Origin of the sequence: Caballeronia sp. AZ10_KS36 (assembly GCF_023631105.1) — a bacterium.
In the GTDB taxonomy this organism is placed as follows: Bacteria; Pseudomonadota; Gammaproteobacteria; order Burkholderiales; family Burkholderiaceae; genus Caballeronia.
Genome location: NZ_JALQDQ010000013.1, coordinates 150,206 through 173,366, shown reverse-complemented (window position 1 = coordinate 173,366; position 23,161 = coordinate 150,206). Strand labels below are relative to the sequence as shown.

Below are 23,161 nucleotides of genomic sequence, written 5' to 3'. Positions count from 1 at the left end.
GAATGTCGACGATTCAGTGTAGCGAAAACGCCCGGACGCGCCCATACAGCGACGCAGATATTGCGGGTCACGTCACCGGTATGTGTCGATCGTTCCGGGCGTTCAGCGCGGACCGAAATCGGCGAGCACGCCGTCGTAGCGTTTCGGCAGCGGCCGCGCGAAGTCGCCGCGCTTGGCCGTATGCAGCCTGAGCGCGATGAGCGCCTCGGCCCATTTGACGGCCGCCGTCACGCCTTCGACGACCGGCGCGCCGATGGCGTCCTCCACTTCGCGGCAGAATTCCGCCATGCCCGCGCAGCCGAGCACGATGGCGTCTGAGCCGTCTTCGTCGAGCGCGCGCCGGCATTCGTCGATGATCGTCTGCCGCGCCGCCGAGCCGGGCTCGTCGAGTTCGAGCACCGCGACGTCCGTCGCACGCACGTTCTTGCAGAAGCGCGTCATGCCGTAGCGCTCGGCGAGATGCCATGCCATGCCGCACGTGCGCCGCAGCGTCGTCACGACCGAGAAGCCCGGCGCGATGACGCTCGCCGCGTGCATCGCGGCCTCCGCGATGCCGATCACCGGCCCGCGCGCCAGTTCGCGCGCCGCGTACAGCGCCGGATCGCCGAAACACGCGATCACGTAGCCGTCGAAGCCCTGCCGCTCGCCCGCCTCCACTTCGGCGAGCAGGCCGAGCGAGGCAATGGCTTCGTCGTAATAGCCTTCGATGGAAGGCGGACCCATCGTCGGGCTGACCGCGACGATTTCCGTGCCGGGCGCGGCGACCTCACGCGCGCAGCGCGCCATCGAATCGGTCATGCGCTGCGTGGTATTCGGGTTGATCAGTTTGATGCGCATTGCTGTCTCCTCCTCATTGCGTCTTTCCGTCCGCCGCGACGTATCGCGGCGGCTCGGTTCCCTTCACTTCAAGCCGCGCGCTTGCGATCCGCCAGGATCCAGTAGAACAACGCGCCGAGCCCCGCGCCGATGAACCACGAGAAGTTCGCGGCGCCTTCGAGCGAGGGCAGCATCACGCAGAGAATCGCGATGACTGCGGCGGGCAAGAGCGCCATGACCGCGCGGCGATTGACGCCCTTCGTGTACCAGTACTTGCCGGTGTCGGACGTCGTGTAGAGGTCGTTCACCGCGAGCTTGCCGCGCTTGAGCAAATAGAAGTCGAGGATCAGCACGCCATACAACGGTCCGATGAAGCTGCCGAGAATGTCCAGCGTGTAGTGGATCACGGCGGGATTGTTGAAGAGATTCCACGGCGTGATGAAGATCGACGCGGTCGCGGCCATCATCCCGCCCATGCGCCAGCTGATGAGACGCGGCGCGACGTTGGAGAAGTCGAACGCCGGCGACACGAAGTTCGCCACGATATTGATGCCGATGGTCGCGATGGTGAACGTCAGCGCGCCGAGAATGACGGCCGTCGGATGATCGATGCGGCCCACCGTCTCCACCGGATCGGTAATCAGTTGTCCGAACACCGGCAACGTGGCCGCCGTCGTGATGACCGTCACGAGCGAGAACGCGAGGAAGTTGACCGGCAGCCCCCAGAAATTGCCGCGCTTCACGCTGCGAAAGGTCTTGCAGTAGCGCGAAAAGTCGCCGAAGTTCAGCATCGGGCCGGAGAAATAGGACACGACGAGCGAGATCGCGGTGATCATCACCGGCACGACTTCCATGCCGTGGTACTTCACGCCGCCGAGATTCAGCCCGATGTTGTGAATGCCCGCGCGCCACACCATGTATCCGGCGAGCCCGAACATCACGACATAGACGGCAGGTCCGGCGAAGTCGATGAACTTCTTGATCATCTCCATGCCGCGCCAGAACACGACCGCCTGCAACACCCACAGCAGCATGAAGCCGGCCCAGCCGAGCGCCGACAGCCCGACGAAGCCGTAGCGATGCACGTCCGCATAAGGCATCAGCGACGGCACGAACTTCAGCACGACGATCACGAGCGCGCTGGACGCCAGATACGTCTGGATGCCGTACCACGCCACCGCGATCAGCCCGCGAATGACGGCGGGAATGTTCGCGCCGAGCACGCCGAACGTCGCGCGGCACGCGACCGGATACGGCACGCCCGCCACCTGACTCGGCTTCGCGATGAGATTGCACAGCAGATTCACGAGCCCGATGCCGATCAGAAGCGACACGAGCACCTGCCAGCTCGTCAGCCCGAGCGCGAAGAGACTGCCCGCGAACACATAGCCGCCGACGCTATGCACGTCCGACGTCCAGAACGCGAAGATGTTGTACGCGCCCCACGTCTGATTCCTGAGCGGCGCGAGATCTTCGTTGTACAGACGATCGCTGTAGCCGGCGGGCAAGCCGGTCTCGTGCTCGGAAGATTCGTACGGGGTTTCATACGGCGGCAGTGCCGAACTGCCGGGCGTTGCACTGAACTGAGCCATGACCTCTCCTTGGATGGGCGGCTTGCGTCATGAAAAAGCGGCAATTGCTTGGGATCAAGCGTCGTCGGATACCTTCGCGAACGGGCTCGCCGCCACGCTCGCGCGGTACTCTTCGGATTTGCTCCATCGCCTGCGGCGTAGTGCCGAGAGCGAGCGGGCTTCAGCCCATCTCGCTCGCCGTCAGGCGCTTTTCATTGCACGCTCGTCGATGAGCGTCTCGTTCAGTGCGGCGCATGCTGCGAACGGGGTCGCGCGCGCGGCTCGCCACGCGTCCGCTGCATCGGCGCGGGCGCGGTCTCCAGTCATGTGTGTTCGTGCTGCGGCTTGGCTATGCGCCGAACGCCTTCCCGCGTTCGCCCGGCCTTGCGAATACTTCCTTCAGATCGACCGCGCCACGGGCGGGCCGCTCCAGCATCTTCAATTCGACATCGCGCAGATGTTGCGCCATCAGATCCGCGGCTTTCGCGGCGTCGCCGGCATCGAGCGCGGCGAGGATCGCTTCGTGATCTTCGAACGAGCACGAACTCTTGCCGAGCGATTCATACAGCGCCGAGATCAGCGTCGAGCGCGCGACGAGCCCGGACAGACAATCGCACAGCACGGCGTTGCCCGTGAGAGCGGCCAGTTCGGTGTGGAACTCGCCCGACAGCCGAATCCACGCGGAAAAATCGCGGTTCTCGAATGCTCGCCTTTCGCGCCCGATGGTCGCGCCGATCGACTTCAGCCGCCGCGTGCCGTGCCCTTTGCAGATGCGCTCGACGACAGCCAGCTCGACGATGCGCCGCATCTCGAACACGTCGTGCACTTCCTGCAGCGACGGACTGGCGACGAACGCGCCGCGATTCGGTTCGAGATCGACGAGCCGCTCGCTTGCCAGTTGGGACAGCGCCTGGCGCACCGGGCCGCGTTTCACGTCGAATACTTCGCACAACTGCGCTTCGGTCAGCTTCGCGCCGGGAGCAAGCCGGTGTTCGAGGATCGCGGCGCGGATGTTCTCGGCGATCGACTCGGGACTTGCTGCGGCGGCTTCGTTCAGAGAACCGGCGGAAGCGTTCGATGCAGCACTCGTTTTACGGTCGGACATGATGTGCTCGCTCGCATGTTGATCATCTTAGAATCGACATAAAGATTGTCAACAATTCAAAATAAGAATCTCGGTGGAGGATGGTGTCGCGCGAGGTGATACCTGTCTGCCAGCCAATAGCGGCAAGCATTTGGGGCGATTACGCTACTTTTTGTCGGCATTGTCTGCCTTATTTTGTCGACAATCTGCAGCGCCTTAATGGTGCACCGCGACTCATCGTGACGTACACAAAAGACCGTTAGTTGCGCCGCAGGTCGAACAAAAAGGCACTCGCGACAAGTGCCCTTGGCCGCAAACCTAAGCCAGATGCGGATAGTCCGAAAGCGCAAGCGTGAATCCCCGCTCGTTCGCGACAAGGTGTGCAGTCGCACCAAAAGGCAGCGTGAGCAGGTTATCGACGTGCCCGAACTGCAAGCCGGTGACGAACGGCACGCCGGTCGCAGCCCTCATCTGCTCGATCACCGTGTCGAGCGAGAAGCCGTTGTCGTAGTCGGACAGGCGCCCGCCCGAGAACTCGCCCATGACGACCGCCTGCTGCCGTCCGAGCACGCCCGCCTGATGCAGCTGATAAATCATCCGCTCGATGCGAAACGGATGCTCGTTCACGTCTTCGATGAAGAGAATGCCTCCGTCGACCGGCGGCAGATACGGCGTGCCGACGAGCGCGGCCAGTATCGCGAGGTTGCCGCCCCACAGCATGCCGGTCACATCCACTGACTGTCGCTGCGGCGTGTGGCTCGTCACGGTGAAGCTCGGCTGCGAGATCGCCTGCCAGAAGTGGTGCATGGTGAACGCGCTCAGCTGCTCCGCGCCGAAATTCCCGGCGAACATCGGGCCGCCGAAGCTCTTCACCGCCGAACGCGCGTACAACGCGCACTGAATCGCCGTGAAATCGCTATGGCCGACGAGCGCCACGGGTTCGTCGGCGAGCCGCCGCAGGCCGTCGTAGTCGAGGCCGTGCAGGATGCGCGATGCGCCATACCCGCCACGCACCGCCAGCACGATATCGGGCAGCCGCCGCGACGGATCGGCGAGACGGTTCAGATCGGCGGCGCGTTCGCTGTCCGTGCCGCCGAATCGTTGGAAGCGGCGGCGCGTCGCATCGAGATTTTCGAGCCGATGACCCTGCGCCCGCAAACGCCCGATGCCCCGCTCGACGGCCGCAGGATCGTGCGGATAGCCGGAAGGCGCGATGAGGTCGATGGTGCGTGATTTCACGATGTTCCGTTCGTGTTGGTGATGGAATCGGCTGTTTGCCGCGCGGCGCGCTCTTCCCGCGCGAGAAGCCGGCGCTCGGCGAAGAAGTTCTTGAGCGCGTGGCCGCATTCGTCGGCAAGCACGCCGCCCGTCACGGCCGTGTGATGATTCAGCCGCTCGTTCGCGAACATGTCGACGACGCTGCCGCACGCGCCGGTCTTCGGGTCGGCCGCGCCGAACACGACCCGCGCGATGCGCGCGTGCATGATCGCGCCCGCGCACATCAGGCACGGCTCCAGCGTCACATACAGCTCGCAGCCCGGCAGCCGATAGTTCCGCAGCGTCTGCGCGGCGGCCCGCAGCGCGACCATCTCCGCGTGCGCGGACGGATCCTGCCCGCGAATCGGATGATTGAAACCCGTGGCGATGACCTCATCGCCCAGCACGACGACCGCGCCCACCGGCACTTCGCCGGCGCGACGCGCTTCGTCGGCGGCGCGTTGCGCGAGCGCCATGAAGCGGCGATCGCGGTCGCTGGCGGGAGCGGTGGATTCTGATGTGTCGGGAGAAGCGCCGGGCGGCGGCTCGGGGAGCGTCAAGGCTGCTCCGGCTCCGTGTCGCCGCGCGCCGCGACGCGCTCGGAGAGCCGCTCCGCGATGCGCCGGCGATATTCGTGCGGCACGCAGCCGCCGCCGCGCAGCGATTCGAGCGCCATGTCCAGCGCGAGCATCTTCACCTGGATGCGGCAGCGGGCGGCGGGATCGGTCACTTTGTCGAGTTCGTCCTGCAGGCCACGCAGCGCGCGAAGCTGCTCGACGGCGGGCGGAACGAAACCCGCGTTCTTGAGAATACGGTTGGCGACGCGCACTTCCTCGGGAACGAGAAGATCGTCGTCCAACTGAAGCGGCGCGCCTGCGCCCGGCAAGTTGTTTAACTCGCCGCGAGACACGGCTTCGTTGATCCGCTGTTCTACCAGAGCATCTAGCAATTTCATCGGGGATTACGACCGGCTTTCAAATGTCGCGGAAGCGGTCTTTCACGATTTGCGGGGTTAGCGTGAAGCCGGAGCCCGCCGGAACAACGCGCTCGCGCGTGGTTCGGCTCGCTTCGACAATTCATCTCGTATTCTATCAGCGGAGGCCCGGATTGCTTCGCGCCGCGCACGGCCGTTCGCGCGCGTGCGCCGTATAGAGAAGATATTCCGCGACATCGCTTGCCGCGCGGCAGGCGTCCGTGCTTACGAGCGCACGGGCTCGCGCGTGTAGCCTTGCGTCGCGAGGAGAAGCCGCCGCGTGTACTCGTGCTCGACGTCGTGCGCCCTCACCGCCTCCACGCCGAGCTGTTCGACGACTTCGCCGTTGCGCATGACGGCGACGCGCTGACACAGGAAGCCGACGACCGCGAGATTGTGGCTCACGAGGATCATCGTGAGCTTGCGCTCGCGATGCAGCCGCCGCAGCAAGTTCAGAATTTCGGCCTGCACGGAGACATCGAGCGCGGACGTCGGCTCGTCGAGCAGCAGCACGCGCGGCTCGACGATCAGCGCGCGAGCGATCGACACGCGTTGCCGCTGCCCGCCCGACAACTGGTGCGGATAGCGAAAGCGGAACGCGGCGCCGAGCCCGACTTCGGCGAGCGCATCCAGAATGCGCGTGTCCTGATTGCCGATGCCGTTGATCGCGAGCGGCTCGCGCAATGTGCGGTCGACCGTGAAGCGCGGATGCAGCGAGTCGTACGGGTCCTGAAACACCATCTGCACGTCGCGCTGCGGGCGATCCGCGACGCCCCGCCCTTCGATGCGCATCGCGCCGCCAGCGAGCGGCACTAGACCCGCGAGCGCGCGCAGCAGCGTCGACTTGCCGCTGCCCGATTCGCCGACGAGACCGAATACTTCGCCGTCCTCAACGCGCAACGACACGTCGCGCACCGCATCGACATGGCCGGTTTTCGTCTTGAAGCGAATGTGCGCGTGGTCGATCTCGATCATCGCGCGGCCTCCTCGATGGTTTCCGCGAGCCACGACGGATCGCGGCGCAGCGTCGGCAATTCGTCGGGCGGATGGGTCAACGGCGGGCTGGCCGCGAGCAGTCCGCGCGTGTACGGATGCCGCGCGTTGGCGAGTTCACGCGCCGCGCACGTCTCCACCACGCGCCCGCCGTACATCACCGCGACGCGATCGCAGAACGACATCACGAGCGGCAAGTCGTGGCTGATAAACACGAGCCCCGTGCGATGACGCTCGATCATTTCGTCGAGCACGGCGAGCACTTGCATCGACACGAGTACGTCGAGCGCGCTCGTCGGCTCGTCGGCAATCAGGAGGCGCGGTCCGGCGCTCACCATCATCGCGATCATCACGCGCTGGCCCATGCCGCCGGACAACTCGTGCGGATACGCGTCCGCCACGCGCTCGGGGTCGCGGATATGCACGGCCGCGAGCGCATCCACGATGCGCGCACGCATCGCGCGCCGGCTCACGCCGCCGTCCCGGCGCGCGATGGTCTCGCGCATTTGCTGGGCGACCGTCATCACCGGATTGAGCGAGTACTTCGGGTCTTGCAAGATCATGCTCATCTGCGTGCCGCAAAGGCGCCGGCGCGCGCTCGGCTTCATCGCGAGCAGATCCTGGCCGTCGAAGCGCAAAGCCTTCGCGGACCATCGCGCTGCGGGCGGCAAGAGGCCGAGCAGCGCGCGGCCGGTCAGCGACTTTCCCGAGCCCGATTCCCCGACGATGCCGAGCCGCTCGCCGCGCCGCACCGTCAGCGAGACGCCGCGCACCGCGGGCATCGCGACGCCGTCGTGGCCGGCGAAGGCAACTTCGAGACCGTCGATTTCAGCGAGCGCATCTTCCATGTCAGCCTCCATGACGCGGATCGAAGACATCGCGCAGACCGTCGCCGAGCAGATTGAACGCGAGGCTCACCGCGAGAATCGCGAGGCCGGGAATGGTCGCGACCCACCAGGCGTCGAGCAGCACGTTGCGGCCCGAGGCGACCATGTAGCCCCATTCCGGGCTCGGCGGCTGCGCGCCCAGTCCGAGAAAGCCGAGCCCCGCGACGGCGAGAATGATGCCGGCCATATCGAGCGTCGCGCGCACGATCACCGACGACGAGCACAGCGGCACGATATAGCGCAGCAGAATGCGCGTGTGCGATGCGCCCGCCAGCCGCGCCGCGTGGATGAAATCGGCCTGCGCGAGCCGCAGCGATTCGGCCCGCGCGAGCCGCGCATAAGGCGGCCACGCGGTGATGGAAATGGCGATGACCGCGTTCAGCACGCCCGGCCCCAGCGCCGCGGCGAACGCGAGCGCGAGCACGATCTTCGGAAACGCGAGCGCGACGTCGGTCACGCGCATGAGCGCCGTGTCGACGAAGCCGCCGCAATAGCCCGCCAGCGTGCCGATGAGGAGTCCGACCGGCACGACGAGCACGACGACAAGCATCGCAATCGATAGGGTGAGACGCGAGCCGTGCACCAGTCTCGAGAGAATGTCGCGGCCGAGCTGATCCGTGCCGAACCAGTGCGCGGCGCCCGGCGGCATCAGACGGTCGGCGAGCACTTGGCGCAGCGGGTCCTGCGTCACCAAGAGCGGCCCGACGACTGCCGCCACGACGAGCACGGTCAAAATGACGAGGCCCAGCATGCTGAGCGGATTGCCCGAAAACCGCCGCCAGCGCCGGTACGCGCGCCCGAGCGCGGCCTGTCGCGGCGACGCGGGCGTGTCGGTCAGGAGCCACGCGCGCCATGTGGTCGGGGCGGATTTCATCGGCGTGCGCTTGGCGGGCGAATGCATGCGGCAAGGTTCTCCGTTGTCAGCGAGCGCGCGGATCGAATACGCGGTACAGCGCATCCGTCAGCAGATTGAGCGCGATGAACGTCGCGCCGATCACGAGCGTGCTGCCGAGCACCGCGTTCATGTCGGCGTTCAAGAGCGCGCCCGTCAGATACGAGCCGATGCCCGGCCACGCGAACACGATCTCGGTCAGCACCGAGCCTTCCAGCAAATAGCTGTAGGCGAGCGCGATGACCGTGAGCAACGGTACGGCGATATTGCCGAACGCATGACGCCAGATCACGCGGCGCTCGGGCAGGCCCTTCGCGCGCGCAGTCGTCACGTACTCCTGACTCAGTTGTTCGAGCATGAACGAGCGCGTCATGCGCGACAGATACGCGATCGAGTAGAACGCCAGCACGCCCGCCGGCAGCGCGATATGCGAAAACGCGTTGGCGAACACGTCCCACTCGCGGGCGATGAGCGCATCGATCAGGAGACTGCCGGTGCGCGTATCGACCATGCCGTCGTACAGCGGATCGATGCGGCCCGGCCCCGACACCCAATGCAGCCGCGCATAGAACAGCAGCAGCCCCATCAGCGCGAGCCAGAACACCGGCACCGAACTGCCCGCGAGGCCGATCACGCGCGCGACGTGATCGACGATGCGATTGTGGCGCACCGCCGCGATCACGCCGAGCGGCACGCCGATCATCACGCCGATGAACGTCGAGAGCGTCGCCAGTTCGAGCGTCGCGGGAAAGACGCGCCGGATATCGTCGATGACAGGATTCGCCGTCAGCAGCGACACGCCCAGATTGCCGTGCAGCACGTCGCGGGCGTAGATCAGGAATTGATCGACGAGCGGCTTGTCGAGCCCGAGCTGCACGCGCGCCGCGGCGTACGCGCTCGCCGATGCGCGGTCGCCGAGAATCGCGAGCACGGGGTCGATCGGGATCTTGCGCCCGATGAAGAACGTGATCGCGAGCAAGCCGGTGAACGTGACGGCGAGCATGGCGATCCAGCGCAAGAGCGCCAGCGCAATCCGCGCGCCGCCGCGATTCGCGTTCGCGGCGCGCAGGCGGTCGAGCACGGTCGGATGCGGCGTCATCGAGTCATTGCTTCTTCAGATTGCGATACGACACGAGGTCGTTGATCGGCCCGACTTCGAGACCGGTCACGCCCGGACGCGCCGCCACTTGCGAGACCTTCTGGAACATGATGACGAACGGCGACTTGGCGAGCATTTCCCGCTGCATTTTCTCGTACATTTGCGCGCGCTTCGTGGTGGAGCTTTCGGCGAGCGCCGCGTTGGTTTCCTTCGTCAAATCGGGAATATCCCACGCGTTGCGCCATGCGAGCATCTTGAAGCTGGACGCATCCGAGTTGTCCGGATTCCACGCGAAACCCTGCGCGTTGCTGTGCGGATCGATATAGTCCGCCGACCATTCGCCGATATAGATGTCGTGCGCCCGCGCCCGATAGCGGCCGAGCGTCTGCTTGTTGTCGCTCGGAATGAGCTGCACCTTGATGTTCGCGAGCGCGAGATTCGCCTGCACGGCCTGCGCGATCTCGCTGTACGGATAGTCGTTGCGCACGTCCATCTTCACGGTGAAGCCCTCCGCGAGTCCGGCTTTGGCGAGCAGCGCCTTCGCCTTCGCGACATCCTGGTGATACGGGTTCTCGTTGAGCGCGCCGAGGAAGCCTTCGGGCAGGAACGTTTCGTGGACCTTGTACGTCGTGCGGATCACGTTCTTCTGGATGCCCTGATAGTCGATCAGCCACTTCATCGCTTCCCAGACTTCCGGCTTCGCCAGGTACTGATTCTTGTTGTTCAGCCCGAGATACATGAGCGTCGCCTGCGGCACGGCCGTCGCCTTGATGACGCCGTTCTTCGAGAGCGTGTCGAGGTCGTCGGGGCTCAGATCGCGCGCCACGTCGATATCGCCGTTCTGGATCATCAGGCGCTGGCTCGCCGCTTCGGTCACATGGCGCAGCACGATGCGCTTCATCGCGAGCGGCAGGCGATAGCCGTCGAAACGTTGCAGCACGATGCTGTCGTTCGCCGTCCACTTCACGAGCTTGTACGCGCCGGAGCCGGCCTCGTTGGTCTTGAGCCAGTCGTTGCCGTAGTCGTTGCCTTTCGCGTGCGATTCCAGCAGCTTGCGATCCACCACCGACGCCGGCCACGCGCCCAGCACGTTGAGCACGAAAGTCGGCGCGTAGCGTTGATCGGTCGTGACGGACACCGTGCTGTCGTCGATCTTCTTCACGTTCGTGAGCGCGTTGGCCTTGGTGATGCCGATGCCCGCGAGCACCGCCGCCGCGCCCTTGTCGAGCAACGCGGTGCGCTGGATGGACCAGGCGACGTCATCGGCCGTGAGCGGATTGCCGGAATGGAACTTGAGGCCGGAGCGGATCTTGAACGTGAACGTGAGCCCGTCCGGGCTGACCGTCCACGACTGCGCGACGTCGCCGTTGAACTTCGACGGGTCTTTGAGATCGACGCGCACCAGCCGGTCGTACGTGTTCGCGACGTATTCCTCCGGCACGAGTTCGTAGACTTCGCCCGGATCGAGCGTGGTGAATTCGTCGAGCAGCGTCGCCATGACGAACATGTCTTTCGGCGTCGCCGCGTGCGCTGTGGCCGCGAAGCTCAACGTCAGCGTCATCGCGACAAGGGCCTTTCGTGCGCTCAGTCTCATGGTTGTTTATCCCGTTCACATCAGCCGCAAGGGGCCGCTTTCTTCGTTGTCGATGAGCGCGAGTTCGCGCGATCCGGGTAATTCGTAATGCCACCATTCGCTCGGAATATGCGCGAAGCCCGCGCCGTGCATCACGCCGAGCAAGAGCGTGCGATTGCGCTGCACGTGAGCCGGCAGACCCGCGTGAAAGTGGCCGGACTCCGGCACCATCGCGTCGAAGCCGGTGCCCATGTCGAACTCGATGCCGTCGCTATCGACGAGCGTCAGGTCCACCGCCGTCCCGCGGCTGTGATTCGAGCCGCGGCCGAGATCGGCGATGAAGGTGGGATCGGGCAGGAAGTTCCACAGCACTTCCTGCGCTTGCGGCGGGCGGTAGGCGTCGAAGATTTTCAGCGTCGCGCCGAAGCTCTGCGCGATCGTCACTGCCTTGCGCAGCGCCGCTTCGGCGGGTTCGAGAAGCAGGCAATGCTGCGTCTTGTAGATGGGCTTGCCGGTGAGATTGCGATCGGTCGCGTAGACGAGGTCGATGTGGACGTGATGCGTTTCGGGCGTGACGGGCAGCAGACGGGATCGAGTCATGTAATCGAAATCCTTGGGTCGAACCCTTCAACCATAACCCGGACGAAAAATCCGCGAAACAGTTTATTCCGAATGTCCGGTGTCTTGTGCGTCGAGCGGCCAGCGTTCGATGACCTGATGCTCCGAGCGTCCGAGCAGACTGCGCACGAGCGCGAACTCGCGCACGGTCCATGTGATCGGCTCGACGGCTTGCCGTGTGACGCGGTGCTCGTCGTAAAGCAACGTCACATGTGGGATGAAACGCGGATGCGATTTGACGAAGATGCCGACGGATTGCAGCGCCTTGTCTAGCGTATCGACGAAAGCGGAGAACGCGTCGCCCGGCTCGCCGGCTATGACGAGCGGCCGCTTCGGACGGCGCGTGGCGAAGGTTTCGACGCGGTCGAGCGTTACGTCGAACGGAGGCATGTGAAGCGATGACGCCGCCACGCGCGCGGCGGCCAGCGTGTCGGACGGCACGCCGGCGAAGGCGCCGAGGTAATGCAGCGTGATGTGAAGGCGGTCGGTGGGGATCGGCCGGGCCTTCAGCATGTGCGCGGCGCGAAGCCGGGCCGCGTGGTCTCCGATGCGCGCGGCAGCGGCGGCATCCGGGTAGACGGCGAAGAAAAGGGAGTCGGTGGGGTGGTTGGGGCGAGGGGTATGCAAGTGTCCGGCTCCCTTCTAGTGCTCTGCGACCGTCCTCACTCCCACTCAATCGTCGCAGGCGGCTTCCCCGAGATGTCATACACGACCCGATTGATCCCGCGCACTTCGTTGATGATCCGATTGCTCACATGCCCGAGCAGTTCATGCGGCAGATGCGCCCAGTGCGCCGTCATGAAGTCCATCGTCTGCACGGCGCGCAGCGCGACGACGTAATCGTAGGTCCGGCCATCGCCCATCACGCCGACGCTCTTCACCGGCAGAAACACCGCGAACGCCTGGCTCGTCAGCTCGTACCACGACTTGCCCGTTTCCTTGTCGATGGTATTGCGCAGCGTCTCGATGAAAATGGCGTCCGCGCGGCGCAGCAGATCGGCGAACTCGCGCTTCACCTCGCCGAGAATCCGCACGCCGAGGCCAGGGCCGGGGAAAGGATGGCGATACACCATCGCGGGCGGCAGGCCCAGCTTCACGCCGAGTTCGCGCACTTCGTCCTTGAAGAGTTCGCGCAGCGGTTCGAGCAGCTTCAGCTTCAGCGTCTCGGGCAGGCCGCCCACGTTGTGGTGACTCTTGATGGTATGCGCGCCCTTCTTGCCCTTGCCCGCCGATTCGATCACGTCCGGATAAATGGTGCCCTGCGCGAGCCATTTCGCGTCGGTGAGCTTGTGCGATTCGGCGTCGAACACTTCGATGAACTCCGCGCCGATGATCTTGCGCTTCGCCTCCGGATCGGTCACGCCCGCGAGCTTCTCGAGGAACGCTTCGCTCGCATCCACATGAATGACCTTCACGCCGAGATGATCCGCGAACGTCGACATGACCTGCTCGGCTTCGTTCTCGCGCAAGAGGCCGTGATCGACGAAAACGCACGTCAGCTGATTGCCGATTGCGCGATGCAGGAGCGCCGCCGCCACCGACGAATCCACGCCGCCGGACAAGCCCAGAATGACGTGCTCGTCGCCGACCTGCGCGCGAATCTTTGCGACGGCTTCGTCGATGTAGTGGCCCATCTCCCAGTCGGCCTTCGCGCCGCACAGTTCGAGCACGAAGCGGTCGAGCATCGCGCGGCCCTGCACCGTATGCGTGACTTCCGGGTGCCACTGCACGCCGTAGAAGCGGCGGTCGTCGTCGGCCATCGCGGCGATCGGGCACGCGGGCGTCGAGGCCATCAGCTTGAAGCCGGCCGGCATGTCGGCCACCTTGTCGCCGTGGCTCATCCAGACCTTGAGCATCGACTCGCCTTCGGCGGTCTTGAAGTCTTCGATGCCTTCCAGAAAGCCCGTGTGGTTCAGCGCCTGCACTTCCGCGTAGCCGAACTCGCGCACCTTGCCCAGCTCGACCTTGCCGCCGAGCTGGTCGGCCATGGTCTGCATGCCGTAGCAGATGCCGAGCACCGGCACGCCGAGATCGAAAACGATCTGCGGGGCGCGCGGCGACTTCGCCTCGGTGACCGAGTTCGGCCCGCCCGACAGGATGATGCCCTTCGGCGCGAACTCGCGGATGAACGTCTCGTCGACGTCGTACGGATGGATTTCCGAATAGACGTGCGACTCGCGGATGCGCCGGGCGATCAGCTGGGTGACTTGGGAGCCGAAATCGAGAATCAGGATTTTGTCGTGCATGGCTGCGGCCAAAGGCTAAGTGAACGAATGGTGTGGGCGGCCGGTCCCGGTGCTGCCGGGTCCGGCTGCCAATAAATCGACGGCCGGCGCGAAGGCCGACCGTCCTTGTGTTTCCTTGCTGCGCGCGCCGCCGCGCTCGCTTGCGCGCATCTGCGGGCGCCTCAGCGCGGCGCGCCGCTCGCCGGGTCCGGCGTCACGCGGCCTGTCAGCGGGTCCACGCGCCGTCCGGTCGCCGGATCGATGTCGCTGCCGATCACCGGGTCGATGGGTCTGCCGGTGGCCGGGTCGATTTCGCGGCCCGTCTGCGCATCGAGCGTGCGGCCCGTGACCGGATCGACCACGCCGGCTTCCGTGCGCGTGCGCGCAACCGGTGGCGCGGTATCGGCATCGATCGGACGGCCCGCCGGATCGACCGCGCGGCCGGTGACGGGATCGATGGCAGTCGCTTCGGGCGCGCGCGCTGCGGGACGCGTTGCCGTATCCGACGGCGGCACGGCGGTCGTGGCAGGCGGCCGCGTTTCGTCGCGCTTTTGCGCCGCCTTCTTCTCCGCCCGCTCCGCCGACGCCGCGCCGGCCAGTGCCGCGCGTTCCCGCCGCCGCACCGCGCCCGCGAGCCTCACGCTGCCGAGCCCCAGCACCAGCAACACGATGCCGATCAGCGCCGCGCCGACCTGCCCGAAGCCGTCGACCTCGGGCGTGCGCAGACCGAGCAGCCAGACCAGCACGACGATGCCCGACAGCCATTCGACATGCCCCGACGCCCTCGCAGCGGCGGCGGTAAGCGCACCGTCGATGGCCGCGTGCAGCGACAGCCACGCGAAACCGATCAGCGCGATGCCGAGCAGTTGCCCGGCAAACGCCGGTTCCACTCGCATCGCGTCGAGTTGCAGCGCGTCGTAGAGTCCCGCCCACGGCGTCAGCAGAAACAGCACGCCGAACACCAGAAAAATGAGGGCATTGACGACCAGCACGACGCGCAGCAACGGTTTCATGATCGGTCCACGAGGTTATCGGCGCAAAAGCCGGGAGACGGCGCGAGCAAGCCGGTCAGTCGACGTGATAGTTCGGCGCTTCCTTGGTGATCTGCACGTCATGCACATGGGATTCGCGCATGCCCGCCGCCGTGATCTGCACGAATTCCGCCTTGTCGTGCAGTTCCGCGATGGTGCGGCAGCCGCAATAGCCCATGCTCGCGCGCACGCCGCCGACGACCTGGAACAGGATGGCGTTGACCGAGCCCTTGTAGGCCACGCGGCCTTCGATGCCTTCCGGCACGAGCTTGTCGATGTTCGCCGAATTGTCCTGGAAGTAGCGATCCGCCGCGCCGTCCTTCATCGCGCCGACCGAGCCCATGCCGCGGTACGCCTTGTACTGACGGCCCTGGAACAGGAACACGTCGCCCGGCGACTCTTCGGTGCCGGCGAGCATGCTGCCCATCATGACGACGTTCGCGCCTGCCGCGAGCGCCTTCGCCACATCGCCCGAGAAACGCACGCCGCCGTCCGCGATGACCGGCACGCCGCTGCCGCGCAGCGCCTCGGAAACATTCGCGATGGCCGTGATCTGCGGCACGCCCACGCCCGCGACGATACGCGTCGTGCAAATGGAGCCCGGACCGATGCCGACCTTCACCGCGTCCGCGCCGTACTCGACGAGCGCCTTGGCCGCCGCCGCCGTCGCGATGTTGCCGCCGATCACCTGCACGCGCGGATAGTTCTGCTTGACCCAGCGCACGCGCTCCAGCACGCCCTGGCTATGACCGTGCGCCGTGTCGACGACGATCACGTCCACGCCCGCCTGCGCCAGCAGATCGACGCGCTCTTCGTTGTCCGGGCCCACGCCGACCGCCGCGCCCACGCGCAGCTTGCCGTCTTCGTCCTTGCAGGCGTCAGGGTTCTCGGTCTGCTTCGTGATGTCCTTCACGGTCATCAGGCCGCGCAGTTCGAACGCGTCGTTGACCACGAGCACGCGTTCCAGGCGATGGCTGTGCATCAGCGCCTTCGCTTCGGCGAGCGACGTGCCTTCCTTGACCGTCACGAGACGCTCGCGCGGCGTCATGATGTTGCGCACCGGTTCGTCGAGCCGCTCTTCGAAACGCAGGTCGCGGTTGGTGACGATGCCGATGAGTTGCGCGCCTTCAACCACCGGGAAGCCCGAGATGCCGTGCTGCTGCGTGAGCGCGATGACATCGCGCACGCGCATTTGCGGCGGCACGGTGATCGGGTCGCGCACGACGCCGGACTCGAAGCGCTTGACCTTCGCGACTTCGCGCGCCTGTTCCTTCGCGGTGAGATTCTTGTGAACGATGCCGATGCCGCCCATCTGCGCCATGGCGATGGCGAGCCGGCCTTCGGTGACCGTGTCCATGGCGGCGGACACGAGGGGCATGTTCAGGGAGATGTTGCGAGTCAGCTGGGATTTCAGGCTGGTATCGCGCGGAAGAACGCTGGAGAACGCAGGCACGAGGAGCACGTCATCGAACGTGAGTGCTTTCTGGATCAGACGCATGGCAAATCCTATGGGCGCAAAAGCAGATTATACCGATAGTTCCCCGCATTTTCACTGCCCGAACAGCAGGTTACGGCTGATCGCCGCAAAATCCGGGCCGGCGGCGCGCGCCATGCGGTGCACGTTTGAACAAGACGCGGGCGGTGCGCCGCGCTACGCTTGCGCGTCATTCGAGTGCAAGTCGGAGTCGGTTCATGCAGCGCGGTGTCGTTTTCGGAATGCTGGCGGGAGCCATCTGGGGTTTCATTTTTCTCGCGCCGCGCCTGTTGCCGGACTTTTCGCCGCTCATGCTGAGCATCGGGCGCTACGTGATGTATGGCGTCGTGTCGCTGGCCGCTGCCCTGCCGTTCGCGCGACGGCTCGCCGCAAAGCTCACGCGCGCCGATGTCATCGCGCTCGTGAGGCTCGCGCTCGTCGGCAATCTGCTCTACTACATGCTCCTCGCGAGCGCGGTGCAACTCGTGGGCGTGGCGCCGTCTTCGCTGATCGTCGGCATCTTGCCGGTGACGGTGACGCTGGCGGGCCGGCGCGATCACGGCGCGGTCGAACTCAAGCGCCTCGCCGCGCCGCTCTTGCTGGTGCTCGCGGGCATCGCGTGCATCAATCTGGACGTGTTCAGCGACGTCTTCACGCATCACGGCGACGCGAGTGCGAGTAGCGTGCTCACGCGCCTTGCCGGGCTCGCGTGCGCGGTCGGCGCGCTGGCGTCGTGGACGTGGTATGCGGTCGTCAACGCGCGCTATCTGCAGGCGAACCGCCACTTCGACGGCAACGAGTGGTCCGTGCTGTGGGGCATCGTGACCGGCGTGCTCGGCGCGGTCCTCGGGGCGGTTGTCTGGATGTTGCCCGCCGGTGCCGTGCAGGCGAGCGTGCCGGCCGCGCGCTGGCACCTGTTCTGGATCGTGTGCTTCGCGCTGGCCACAGGCGGTTCCTGGCTCGGCAACATGCTGTGGAACGCGGCGGCGAAACGCCTGCCGCTCACGCTTTCCGGGCAGATGATCGCGTTCGAAACGCTCTTCGCCCTGCTCTATGCTTTCGTCTACGACGCCCGCTGGCCGCGCGCGCCAGAATTGCTGGCTATCGTGCTGCTCCTGGCGGGCGTGAGCTGGTCGGTGCGGCAACATACCGTCGAGCCGGCGGCGGCATCGAAGGAAGCGCCCGCGCATTGATGCGGTCCTGGATCAGCGCGAATCCTTCGACTGCCACTTGCGCCCTTCGATGGACCCCGCCTTGCGCGCCTTGTCGACCCGGCGCTGGCGCGCGGTCTTCGGATCGACCTTCAGCGGCCGATAAATCTCCACGCGGTCGAAATCGGCGAGCGCCGCATCGAGCGCTTGCGACTTGCCGAAGACGCCGACCTTCTGCGTCGTCAAGTCGATCTCGGGATGCGCTCTCAGCACGCCGCTCGCCTCGATGGCTTCGCGCACCGTCGCCCCGTCGCGCAGATCGACGCGCGTGAGGAAGCTCTTGCCGTCCGGCAGGCCGTAGCAGACATCGATATGCAGATTCATTTCTTGCCGTACCGCTGATCCGCGCGCTTCACGAACGAATCGACGAAGGTGTTCGCGATATGGCTGAACACCGGCCCGATGATCTTCTCGAGGATCAGGTTCGAAAACTCGTAGTGCAACGCGAATTCGATCTTGCACGCGTCGGCGCGCAGCGGCGTGAAGCGCCAGTAGCCCGTGAACTTCTTGAAAGGGCCGCTCAGGAACTCCATATCGATGTTCGTCGGGCGCTTCTGCACGTTGCGCGTCGCGAAGTGCTGCTTGATGCCCTTGAAGTTGATGTCGATCTTCGCTTCCATGCCGGTCTCGTCCTGGCGGCCGATCTCGACGCCGCCGCACCACGGCAGGAAGTTGGGATAGTCGGCGACATCGGTGACGAGGTCGAACATTTCTTCCGCTGAATGGCGGATCAATACGGTTTTCTGGACGTCGGCCATAAGGGCGCAGCGGGTGACTGGATCGGGGGGCGGCGCGTGCGGCTTTCCGCGATGAGCTAAGTCTGCCCATCGTGCGTCAAGCGGCGCGCTGCTAAAATCGTGATTTTAAACGAGTTGGGCACTTTCCATTCATGAGCATCATTGACAACAGAAAAGCCTTCTTCGATTACTTCATCGAAGAACGCTACGAGGCCGGTCTCGTGCTCGAAGGCTGGGAAGTCAAGGCGCTGCGCGAAGGCCGCGGGCAGATCAAGGAAGGCTATGTCGTGATCAAGAACGGCGAACTGTTCCTGATCGGCACGCACATCAGCCCGCTGCCCGAGGCGTCGAAGTTCGCCAATCTGGACCCGGTGCGCACGCGCAAGCTGCTGCTGCATCGCGAGCAGATCGACAAGCTCATCGGCAAGGTGGAGCAGCGCGGCCATACGCTCGTACCGCTCAACTTCCACTACAAGGAAGGCCGCGTGAAGTGCGAAATCGGTCTGGCGAAGGGCAAGAAACTGCACGACAAGCGCGAGACCGAAAAGAAGCGCGACTGGGAACGCGAGCGCGCGCGTTTGATGCGCACGTCCGCGCGCTGACCGTTAGGCTTGCATAGAACAAGGGGCGCTTCGAAGCGCCCCTTGTTGCATCAACTCTTTCGGATGACGCCGCCGCCCTCGCCCTTCACGATGGCAAGCGCCGACGCGATCATCGAACTCATGTCGGACATGTTGCCCGGCACGATCAGCGTGTTGCCGCTTTTCGCGATGTTCGCGAACGCGCCGACATACTGCTCCGCGACCTTGAGGTTCACGGCGTCCATGCCGCCCGCCGACTGAATCGCGGCGCCGATCTTCTCGATGGCCTGCGCGTTCGCCTCGGCCACCGCGAGAATCGCCGATGCCTCGCCCTGCGCCTGATTGATCGCCGCCTGACGCTCGCCCTCGGACTTCTGGATGGCCGCTTCACGCGCGCCCGAGGCCAGATTGATCTGCTCCTGCTTGCGCCCTTCCGACGCCGCGATCAGCGCGCGCTTTTCGCGCTCGGCGGTGATCTGCGCCTGCATCGCGTGGAGAATCTCCTTCGGCGGCGTCAGGTCCTTGATTTCATAGCGCAGCACCTTCACGCCCCAGTTGGACGCGGCTTCGTCGAGCGCATTCACGATGCTGTGATTGATGTACTCGCGCTCCTCGAACGTCTTGTCCAGTTCCAGTTTGCCGATGACGGAACGCAGCGTCGTCTGCGAAAGCTGCGTGATGGCAAGCACGAAGTTGCTCGAACCGTACGACGCCTTCATCGGGTCGGTGACCTGGAAGTACAGCACGCCGTCCACCTGAAGCTGCGTGTTGTCGCGCGTGATGCAGACCTGGCTCGGCACGTCGAGCGGAATCTCCTTGAGCACGTGCTTGTACGCGATGCGATCGACGAACGGCAAGACGATGTTCAGCCCCGGCGTGAGCGTGGCGTGATAGCGGCCGAGGCGTTCCAGCACCCACGCGTGCTGTTGCGGAACGATCTTGACCGTGTTGACCACGATCACGATTGCGATGACGAGCAGGACGACGGCGATAGTCATGTGTGACTCCTTCAGTTCTTATGCGGCGAGTGTGCGTGCTCTAGCGTTTGGCGGCGACGACGAGCCGGCTTCCGTCGAGCGCGGTGATGCGATACCAGCGCGCGCTTTCCGATTCGCCTGGCGCCAGCTCGACGTCCCACTCCGCGCCGCGGTACATCGCGCGGGCCCGGCGGTCGTGCCATTCGGCGACTTCCAGCGTCGCGCCGATGTCGAGGTTCACGGCGGCATCGCGCCAGGCGTCGCGCCGCTTGCGGCTTCCGAAGCGCGAGCGACGCAACGCGGCGACCGCAACCAGCGCGACGAGCGCCGCGACGCCCAGTTGCACGTGCAGCGCAAGCCCGACGGCGAACGCGATGCCGCCCGCGATCATCCCGAGCGCGATCATCAACAGATAGAACGTGCCGGTGAAAAGCTCGGTGACGATCAGTGCGCCGGCTGCAATCCACCAGATGAGTTCATGGGTCGCCATGCCAGTCTCCAAACGAAAACACCCCGGAAGGTCCGGGGTGTTTTTTATAGCACGCAGCGCCTTCCCGAAAGCATCCGGAAAGGCGCGACCGACTTATTTTGACAATGTGGTCGCGAGCTTCTGCCACGTGTCGATGATCGTGTCCGGGTTCAGCGACATCGACTCGATGCCCTGCTTCGCCAGCCACTCGGCGAGGTCCGGATGATCCGACGGCCCCTGGCCGCAAATGCCCACGTACTTGTTCAGTCTCAGGCACGTTTCGATGGCGCGCTTCAGCATGAACTGCACGGCTTCGTCGCGCTCGTCGAAGTCGGCCGCGAGCAGTTCCATGCCGGAGTCACGGTCGAGACCGAGCGTCAGCTGCGTCAAGTCGTTCGAGCCGATCGAGAAACCGTCGAAGTATTCGAGGAACTGTTCGGCGAGAATCGCGTTGCTCGGCACTTCGCACATCATCACGAGCTTGAGACCGTTCACGCCGCGCTTCAGGCCGAACTTCTCGAGCAACCCGACCACGCGCTCCGCCTGCTTCAGCGTGCGCACGAACGGCACCATGATCTCGACGTTGTCCAGACCCATCTCCTCGCGCACCTTCTTCAGCGCGATGCATTCCATGTGGAACGCCTCGGCGAAGTCTTCCGCGATGTAGCGCGACGCGCCGCGGAAACCAAGCATCGGGTTCTCTTCGTCCGGCTCGTAGCGCGAACCGCCGATCAGCTTCTTGTACTCGTTCGACTTGAAGTCCGACAGACGCACGATGACGGGCTTCGGATAGAACGCCGCCGCGATGGTGGCGATGCCTTCGGTCAGCTTGTCGACATAGAACGCGCGCGGCGACGCATGACCACGCGCGACGCTTTCGACCGCTTTCTTGAGATCGGCGTCGACGTTCGGGTACTCCAGAATCGCCTTCGGGTGCACGCCGATGTTGTTGTTGATGATGAACTCGAGCCGCGCGAGGCCGACGCCCGCGTTCGGCAACTGCGCGAAGTCGAACGCGAGTTGCGGATTGCCGACGTTCATCATGATCTTGACCGGAATCTTCGGCAGTTCGCCGCGCTGGACTTCGGTCACTTCGGTTTCGAGCAGGCCGTCGTAGATCTTGCCTTCGTCGCCTTCCGCGCACGACACGGTGACGAGCGCCCCGTCCTTCAGCACGTCGGTCGCGTCGCCGCAGCCGACCACCGCCGGCACGCCCAGCTCACGCGCGATGATCGCCGCGTGGCAGGTGCGCCCGCCGCGATTCGTGACGATGGCCGATGCGCGCTTCATCACCGGCTCCCAGTTGGGATCGGTCATGTCGGCGACGAGCACGTCGCCCGGCTGCACGCGTTCCATTTCCGACGGATCGTAGATCACGCGCACAGGACCCGCGCCGATCTTCTGGCCGATGGCGCGGCCCGTGGCGAGCACGTTCGACTGGCCCTTCAGCTTGAAGCGCATCTCGGCCTTGCCCGCCGCCTGGCTCTTCACCGTTTCCGGACGCGCCTGAAGGATGAACAGCTTGCCGTCGCGGCCGTCCTTGCCCCACTCGATGTCCATCGGACGCTGATAGTGCTTCTCGATGATGACCGCGTACTTCGCGAGCTCGATCACGTCTTCGTCCGAGATCGAAAAGCGGTTGCGCTGCTCGTGCGGCACGTCGACGGTCTTTACGCGGCCCGGTTCGCCCGGCTGCGTGAATTCCATCTTGATGAGCTTGGAGCCGATGGAACGGCGGATGATCGGATACTTGTTCTGCGCGAGCGTGGTCTTGAAGACGTGGAATTCGTCCGGATTCACCGCGCCCTGCACCACAGTTTCGCCGAGGCCGTAGCTCGACGTGATGAAGACCGTGTCCTTGAAACCCGACTCGGTGTCGATGGTGAACATCACGCCCGCGGCGCCGACGTCCGAGCGCACCATGCGCTGCACGCCAGCCGAGAGCGCGACTTCCGCGTGCGTGAAGCCCTTGTGGACGCGATAGGAGATGGCGCGGTCGTTATACAGCGACGCGAACACGTGCTTCATGCGATCGAGCACGTCTTCGATGCCGACCACGTTCAGATAACTTTCCTGCTGCCCCGCGAACGATGCGTCGGGCAGATCTTCGGCCGTGGCGGACGAGCGCACGGCGAACGACAGCTCTTCGGGCGAGCTCTTTTGCAGGACTTCGAATTGACGGCGGATCTCGTCTTCGAGACGCGGCTGCAGCGGCGCGTCGACGATCCACTGACGGATTTCCTTGCCGGCCTCGGCGAGCGCCTTCACGTCGTCGACGTCGAGCGTCTCGAGACGTTTGGCGATGCGCTCCGTCAGTTCGTTGTGATGGAGGAAGTCGCGGAATGCGAGCGCGGTCGTGGCAAAGCCCGTCGGCACGCTGACGCCGGCTTCGGAAAGCTGGCTGATCATTTCGCCGAGCGACGCATTCTTGCCACCGACGATTTCCACGTCGGTCATTCGCAACTGCTCGAATGGAACTACATACGCTTGATCCTTTGCGACATCGTTCGCAACATTGACTGCGTTGGTCATACAAGCCCCTAAGGTGGATGGAATTCACGATCGCACGAGTGGGCTCGCAGGCGGCGGCGCTCATTGGAAGCGCCGCCGCATCTCGTACAACCTGTTTGATAAGCCTTCGCGGCGGTGGGGAACCGCACTCGGACTTGCCGAAAACCGCGCAGTCATGCGGT

The 23,161-nt window shown here is 65.0% G+C and carries 23 protein-coding genes; 2 read left to right on the top strand and 21 right to left on the bottom strand.

All coding sequences use genetic code 11. From position 1 onward, the window contains the following. Positions 1-102: 102 nt before the first annotated feature. The 16 genes from NCR35_RS07470 to guaB form a co-directional block, all read right to left on the bottom strand. On the bottom strand, positions 103-837 hold the full coding sequence (locus NCR35_RS07470; protein WP_250533853.1) for an aspartate/glutamate racemase family protein: 735 nt from the start codon (positions 835-837) through the stop codon (positions 103-105). Positions 838-905: 68 nt separating this feature from the next. Continuing rightward, positions 906-2,408 (bottom strand): NCS1 family nucleobase:cation symporter-1, encoded by a 1,503-nt coding sequence (locus tag NCR35_RS07465; protein ID WP_250533852.1) that lies wholly within the window; start codon positions 2,406-2,408, stop codon positions 906-908. 328 nt (positions 2,409-2,736) lie between these two features. Next, a complete protein-coding gene (locus NCR35_RS07460) occupies positions 2,737-3,492 on the bottom strand; it encodes a GntR family transcriptional regulator (protein WP_250533851.1) in 756 nt (251 codons plus the stop codon). 297 nt (positions 3,493-3,789) lie between these two features. Then, positions 3,790-4,713: a muramoyltetrapeptide carboxypeptidase gene (gene ldcA, locus NCR35_RS07455; RefSeq protein ID WP_250533930.1), complete on the bottom strand. Its 924-nt coding sequence runs from the start codon at positions 4,711-4,713 to the stop codon at positions 3,790-3,792. Then, entirely contained in the window at positions 4,707-5,288 is a 582-nt protein-coding gene (tadA, locus tag NCR35_RS07450) for a tRNA adenosine(34) deaminase TadA (RefSeq protein ID WP_250533850.1), read from the bottom strand. Before tadA ends, ldcA begins: the two co-directional genes overlap by 7 nt. Next, positions 5,285-5,683, bottom strand: a complete 399-nt coding sequence (locus NCR35_RS07445) for a DnaJ family domain-containing protein (RefSeq protein ID WP_159836014.1) — start codon at positions 5,681-5,683, stop codon at positions 5,285-5,287. The genes tadA and NCR35_RS07445 overlap by 4 nt, the downstream gene beginning before the upstream one ends. Before the next feature lie 243 nt (positions 5,684-5,926). After that, positions 5,927-6,676 carry an ABC transporter ATP-binding protein gene (locus NCR35_RS07440; protein WP_250533849.1) on the bottom strand — a complete coding sequence of 250 codons (750 nt, stop codon included), beginning with the start codon at positions 6,674-6,676 and terminating at the stop codon, positions 5,927-5,929. Then, positions 6,673-7,542, bottom strand: a complete 870-nt coding sequence (locus tag NCR35_RS07435; RefSeq protein WP_250533847.1) for an ABC transporter ATP-binding protein — start codon at positions 7,540-7,542, stop codon at positions 6,673-6,675. The genes NCR35_RS07440 and NCR35_RS07435 overlap by 4 nt, the downstream gene beginning before the upstream one ends. A 1-nt stretch (position 7,543) precedes the next feature. Beyond that, complete coding sequence (nikC, locus tag NCR35_RS07430; protein WP_250533846.1) at positions 7,544-8,482, bottom strand: nickel transporter permease; 939 nt, start codon at positions 8,480-8,482, stop codon at positions 7,544-7,546. Between the two features lie 19 nt (positions 8,483-8,501). Then, positions 8,502-9,572 (bottom strand): ABC transporter permease, encoded by a 1,071-nt coding sequence (locus tag NCR35_RS07425; protein WP_244848526.1) that lies wholly within the window; start codon positions 9,570-9,572, stop codon positions 8,502-8,504. Between the two features lie 4 nt (positions 9,573-9,576). Continuing rightward, a complete protein-coding gene (locus NCR35_RS07420; RefSeq protein ID WP_250533845.1) occupies positions 9,577-11,166 on the bottom strand; it encodes an ABC transporter substrate-binding protein in 1,590 nt (529 codons plus the stop codon). Between the two features lie 15 nt (positions 11,167-11,181). Beyond that, positions 11,182-11,745, bottom strand: a complete 564-nt coding sequence (ddpX, locus tag NCR35_RS07415; RefSeq protein WP_250533844.1) for a D-alanyl-D-alanine dipeptidase — start codon at positions 11,743-11,745, stop codon at positions 11,182-11,184. Between the two features lie 63 nt (positions 11,746-11,808). After that, positions 11,809-12,390, bottom strand: a complete 582-nt coding sequence (gene thpR / locus NCR35_RS07410; RefSeq protein ID WP_250533843.1) for an RNA 2',3'-cyclic phosphodiesterase — start codon at positions 12,388-12,390, stop codon at positions 11,809-11,811. A gap of 35 nt (positions 12,391-12,425) precedes the next feature. Further along, positions 12,426-14,009: a glutamine-hydrolyzing GMP synthase gene (guaA, locus tag NCR35_RS07405; RefSeq protein WP_248322116.1), complete on the bottom strand. Its 1,584-nt coding sequence runs from the start codon at positions 14,007-14,009 to the stop codon at positions 12,426-12,428. 161 nt (positions 14,010-14,170) lie between these two features. Continuing rightward, a complete protein-coding gene (locus NCR35_RS07400) occupies positions 14,171-15,001 on the bottom strand; it encodes a hypothetical protein (protein ID WP_250533842.1) in 831 nt (276 codons plus the stop codon). A 55-nt stretch (positions 15,002-15,056) separates the two neighbouring features. Then, positions 15,057-16,517 carry an IMP dehydrogenase gene (gene guaB / locus NCR35_RS07395; protein ID WP_250533841.1) on the bottom strand — a complete coding sequence of 487 codons (1,461 nt, stop codon included), beginning with the start codon at positions 16,515-16,517 and terminating at the stop codon, positions 15,057-15,059. Between the two features lie 194 nt (positions 16,518-16,711). Between guaB and NCR35_RS07390 the strand changes: the two genes are divergently transcribed. Further along, positions 16,712-17,686 (top strand): DMT family transporter, encoded by a 975-nt coding sequence (locus tag NCR35_RS07390; RefSeq protein ID WP_250533839.1) that lies wholly within the window; start codon positions 16,712-16,714, stop codon positions 17,684-17,686. Between the two features lie 12 nt (positions 17,687-17,698). Here NCR35_RS07390 and NCR35_RS07385 read toward each other — a convergent pair whose 3' ends face one another. Both NCR35_RS07385 and NCR35_RS07380 read right to left on the bottom strand, forming a co-directional pair. After that, complete coding sequence (locus tag NCR35_RS07385) at positions 17,699-18,028, bottom strand: RnfH family protein (RefSeq protein WP_250533837.1); 330 nt, start codon at positions 18,026-18,028, stop codon at positions 17,699-17,701. Continuing rightward, positions 18,025-18,462, bottom strand: a complete 438-nt coding sequence (locus NCR35_RS07380; RefSeq protein WP_175940150.1) for a type II toxin-antitoxin system RatA family toxin — start codon at positions 18,460-18,462, stop codon at positions 18,025-18,027. Before NCR35_RS07380 ends, NCR35_RS07385 begins: the two co-directional genes overlap by 4 nt. 131 nt (positions 18,463-18,593) lie before the next feature. Between NCR35_RS07380 and smpB the strand changes: the two genes are divergently transcribed. After that, positions 18,594-19,043, top strand: a complete 450-nt coding sequence (gene smpB / locus NCR35_RS07375) for an SsrA-binding protein SmpB (protein ID WP_244848515.1) — start codon at positions 18,594-18,596, stop codon at positions 19,041-19,043. A 50-nt stretch (positions 19,044-19,093) separates the two neighbouring features. Here the strand turns inward: smpB and NCR35_RS07370 are convergent, their stop codons facing one another. The 3 genes from NCR35_RS07370 to ppsA form a co-directional block, all read right to left on the bottom strand. Beyond that, positions 19,094-20,020: an SPFH domain-containing protein gene (locus NCR35_RS07370; protein ID WP_250533836.1), complete on the bottom strand. Its 927-nt coding sequence runs from the start codon at positions 20,018-20,020 to the stop codon at positions 19,094-19,096. 40 nt (positions 20,021-20,060) lie between these two features. Then, positions 20,061-20,489 (bottom strand): NfeD family protein, encoded by a 429-nt coding sequence (locus tag NCR35_RS07365; protein WP_250533835.1) that lies wholly within the window; start codon positions 20,487-20,489, stop codon positions 20,061-20,063. Positions 20,490-20,582: 93 nt separating this feature from the next. Further along, positions 20,583-23,000, bottom strand: coding sequence for a phosphoenolpyruvate synthase (gene ppsA / locus NCR35_RS07360; protein WP_248322110.1), 2,418 nt, complete (start codon positions 22,998-23,000; stop codon positions 20,583-20,585). Between the last annotated feature and the right edge of the window lie 161 nt (positions 23,001-23,161).

Bases quoted from the DNA above. Each gene is read 5' to 3' on its own strand.
- NCR35_RS07470 (WP_250533853.1), bottom strand. From the start codon at position 837: ATGCGCATCAAACTGATCAACCCGAATACCACGCAGCGCATGACCGAT.
- NCR35_RS07465 (WP_250533852.1), bottom strand. From the start codon at position 2,408: ATGGCTCAGTTCAGTGCAACGCCCGGCAGTTCGGCACTGCCGCCGTAT.
- NCR35_RS07460 (WP_250533851.1), bottom strand. From the start codon at position 3,492: ATGTCCGACCGTAAAACGAGTGCTGCATCGAACGCTTCCGCCGGTTCT.
- NCR35_RS07445 (WP_159836014.1), bottom strand. From the start codon at position 5,683: ATGAAATTGCTAGATGCTCTGGTAGAACAGCGGATCAACGAAGCCGTG.
- NCR35_RS07440 (WP_250533849.1), bottom strand. From the start codon at position 6,676: ATGATCGAGATCGACCACGCGCACATTCGCTTCAAGACGAAAACCGGC.
- NCR35_RS07435 (WP_250533847.1), bottom strand. From the start codon at position 7,542: ATGGAAGATGCGCTCGCTGAAATCGACGGTCTCGAAGTTGCCTTCGCC.
- nikC (WP_250533846.1), bottom strand. From the start codon at position 8,482: ATGCATTCGCCCGCCAAGCGCACGCCGATGAAATCCGCCCCGACCACA.
- NCR35_RS07425 (WP_244848526.1), bottom strand. From the start codon at position 9,572: ATGACGCCGCATCCGACCGTGCTCGACCGCCTGCGCGCCGCGAACGCG.
- NCR35_RS07420 (WP_250533845.1), bottom strand. From the start codon at position 11,166: ATGAGACTGAGCGCACGAAAGGCCCTTGTCGCGATGACGCTGACGTTG.
- ddpX (WP_250533844.1), bottom strand. From the start codon at position 11,745: ATGACTCGATCCCGTCTGCTGCCCGTCACGCCCGAAACGCATCACGTC.
- guaA (WP_248322116.1), bottom strand. From the start codon at position 14,009: ATGCACGACAAAATCCTGATTCTCGATTTCGGCTCCCAAGTCACCCAG.
- NCR35_RS07400 (WP_250533842.1), bottom strand. From the start codon at position 15,001: ATGAAACCGTTGCTGCGCGTCGTGCTGGTCGTCAATGCCCTCATTTTT.
- guaB (WP_250533841.1), bottom strand. From the start codon at position 16,517: ATGCGTCTGATCCAGAAAGCACTCACGTTCGATGACGTGCTCCTCGTG.
- NCR35_RS07390 (WP_250533839.1), top strand. From the start codon at position 16,712: ATGCAGCGCGGTGTCGTTTTCGGAATGCTGGCGGGAGCCATCTGGGGT.
- NCR35_RS07385 (WP_250533837.1), bottom strand. From the start codon at position 18,028: ATGAATCTGCATATCGATGTCTGCTACGGCCTGCCGGACGGCAAGAGC.
- NCR35_RS07380 (WP_175940150.1), bottom strand. From the start codon at position 18,462: ATGGCCGACGTCCAGAAAACCGTATTGATCCGCCATTCAGCGGAAGAA.
- smpB (WP_244848515.1), top strand. From the start codon at position 18,594: ATGAGCATCATTGACAACAGAAAAGCCTTCTTCGATTACTTCATCGAA.
- NCR35_RS07370 (WP_250533836.1), bottom strand. From the start codon at position 20,020: ATGACTATCGCCGTCGTCCTGCTCGTCATCGCAATCGTGATCGTGGTC.
- NCR35_RS07365 (WP_250533835.1), bottom strand. From the start codon at position 20,489: ATGGCGACCCATGAACTCATCTGGTGGATTGCAGCCGGCGCACTGATC.
- ppsA (WP_248322110.1), bottom strand. From the start codon at position 23,000: ATGACCAACGCAGTCAATGTTGCGAACGATGTCGCAAAGGATCAAGCG.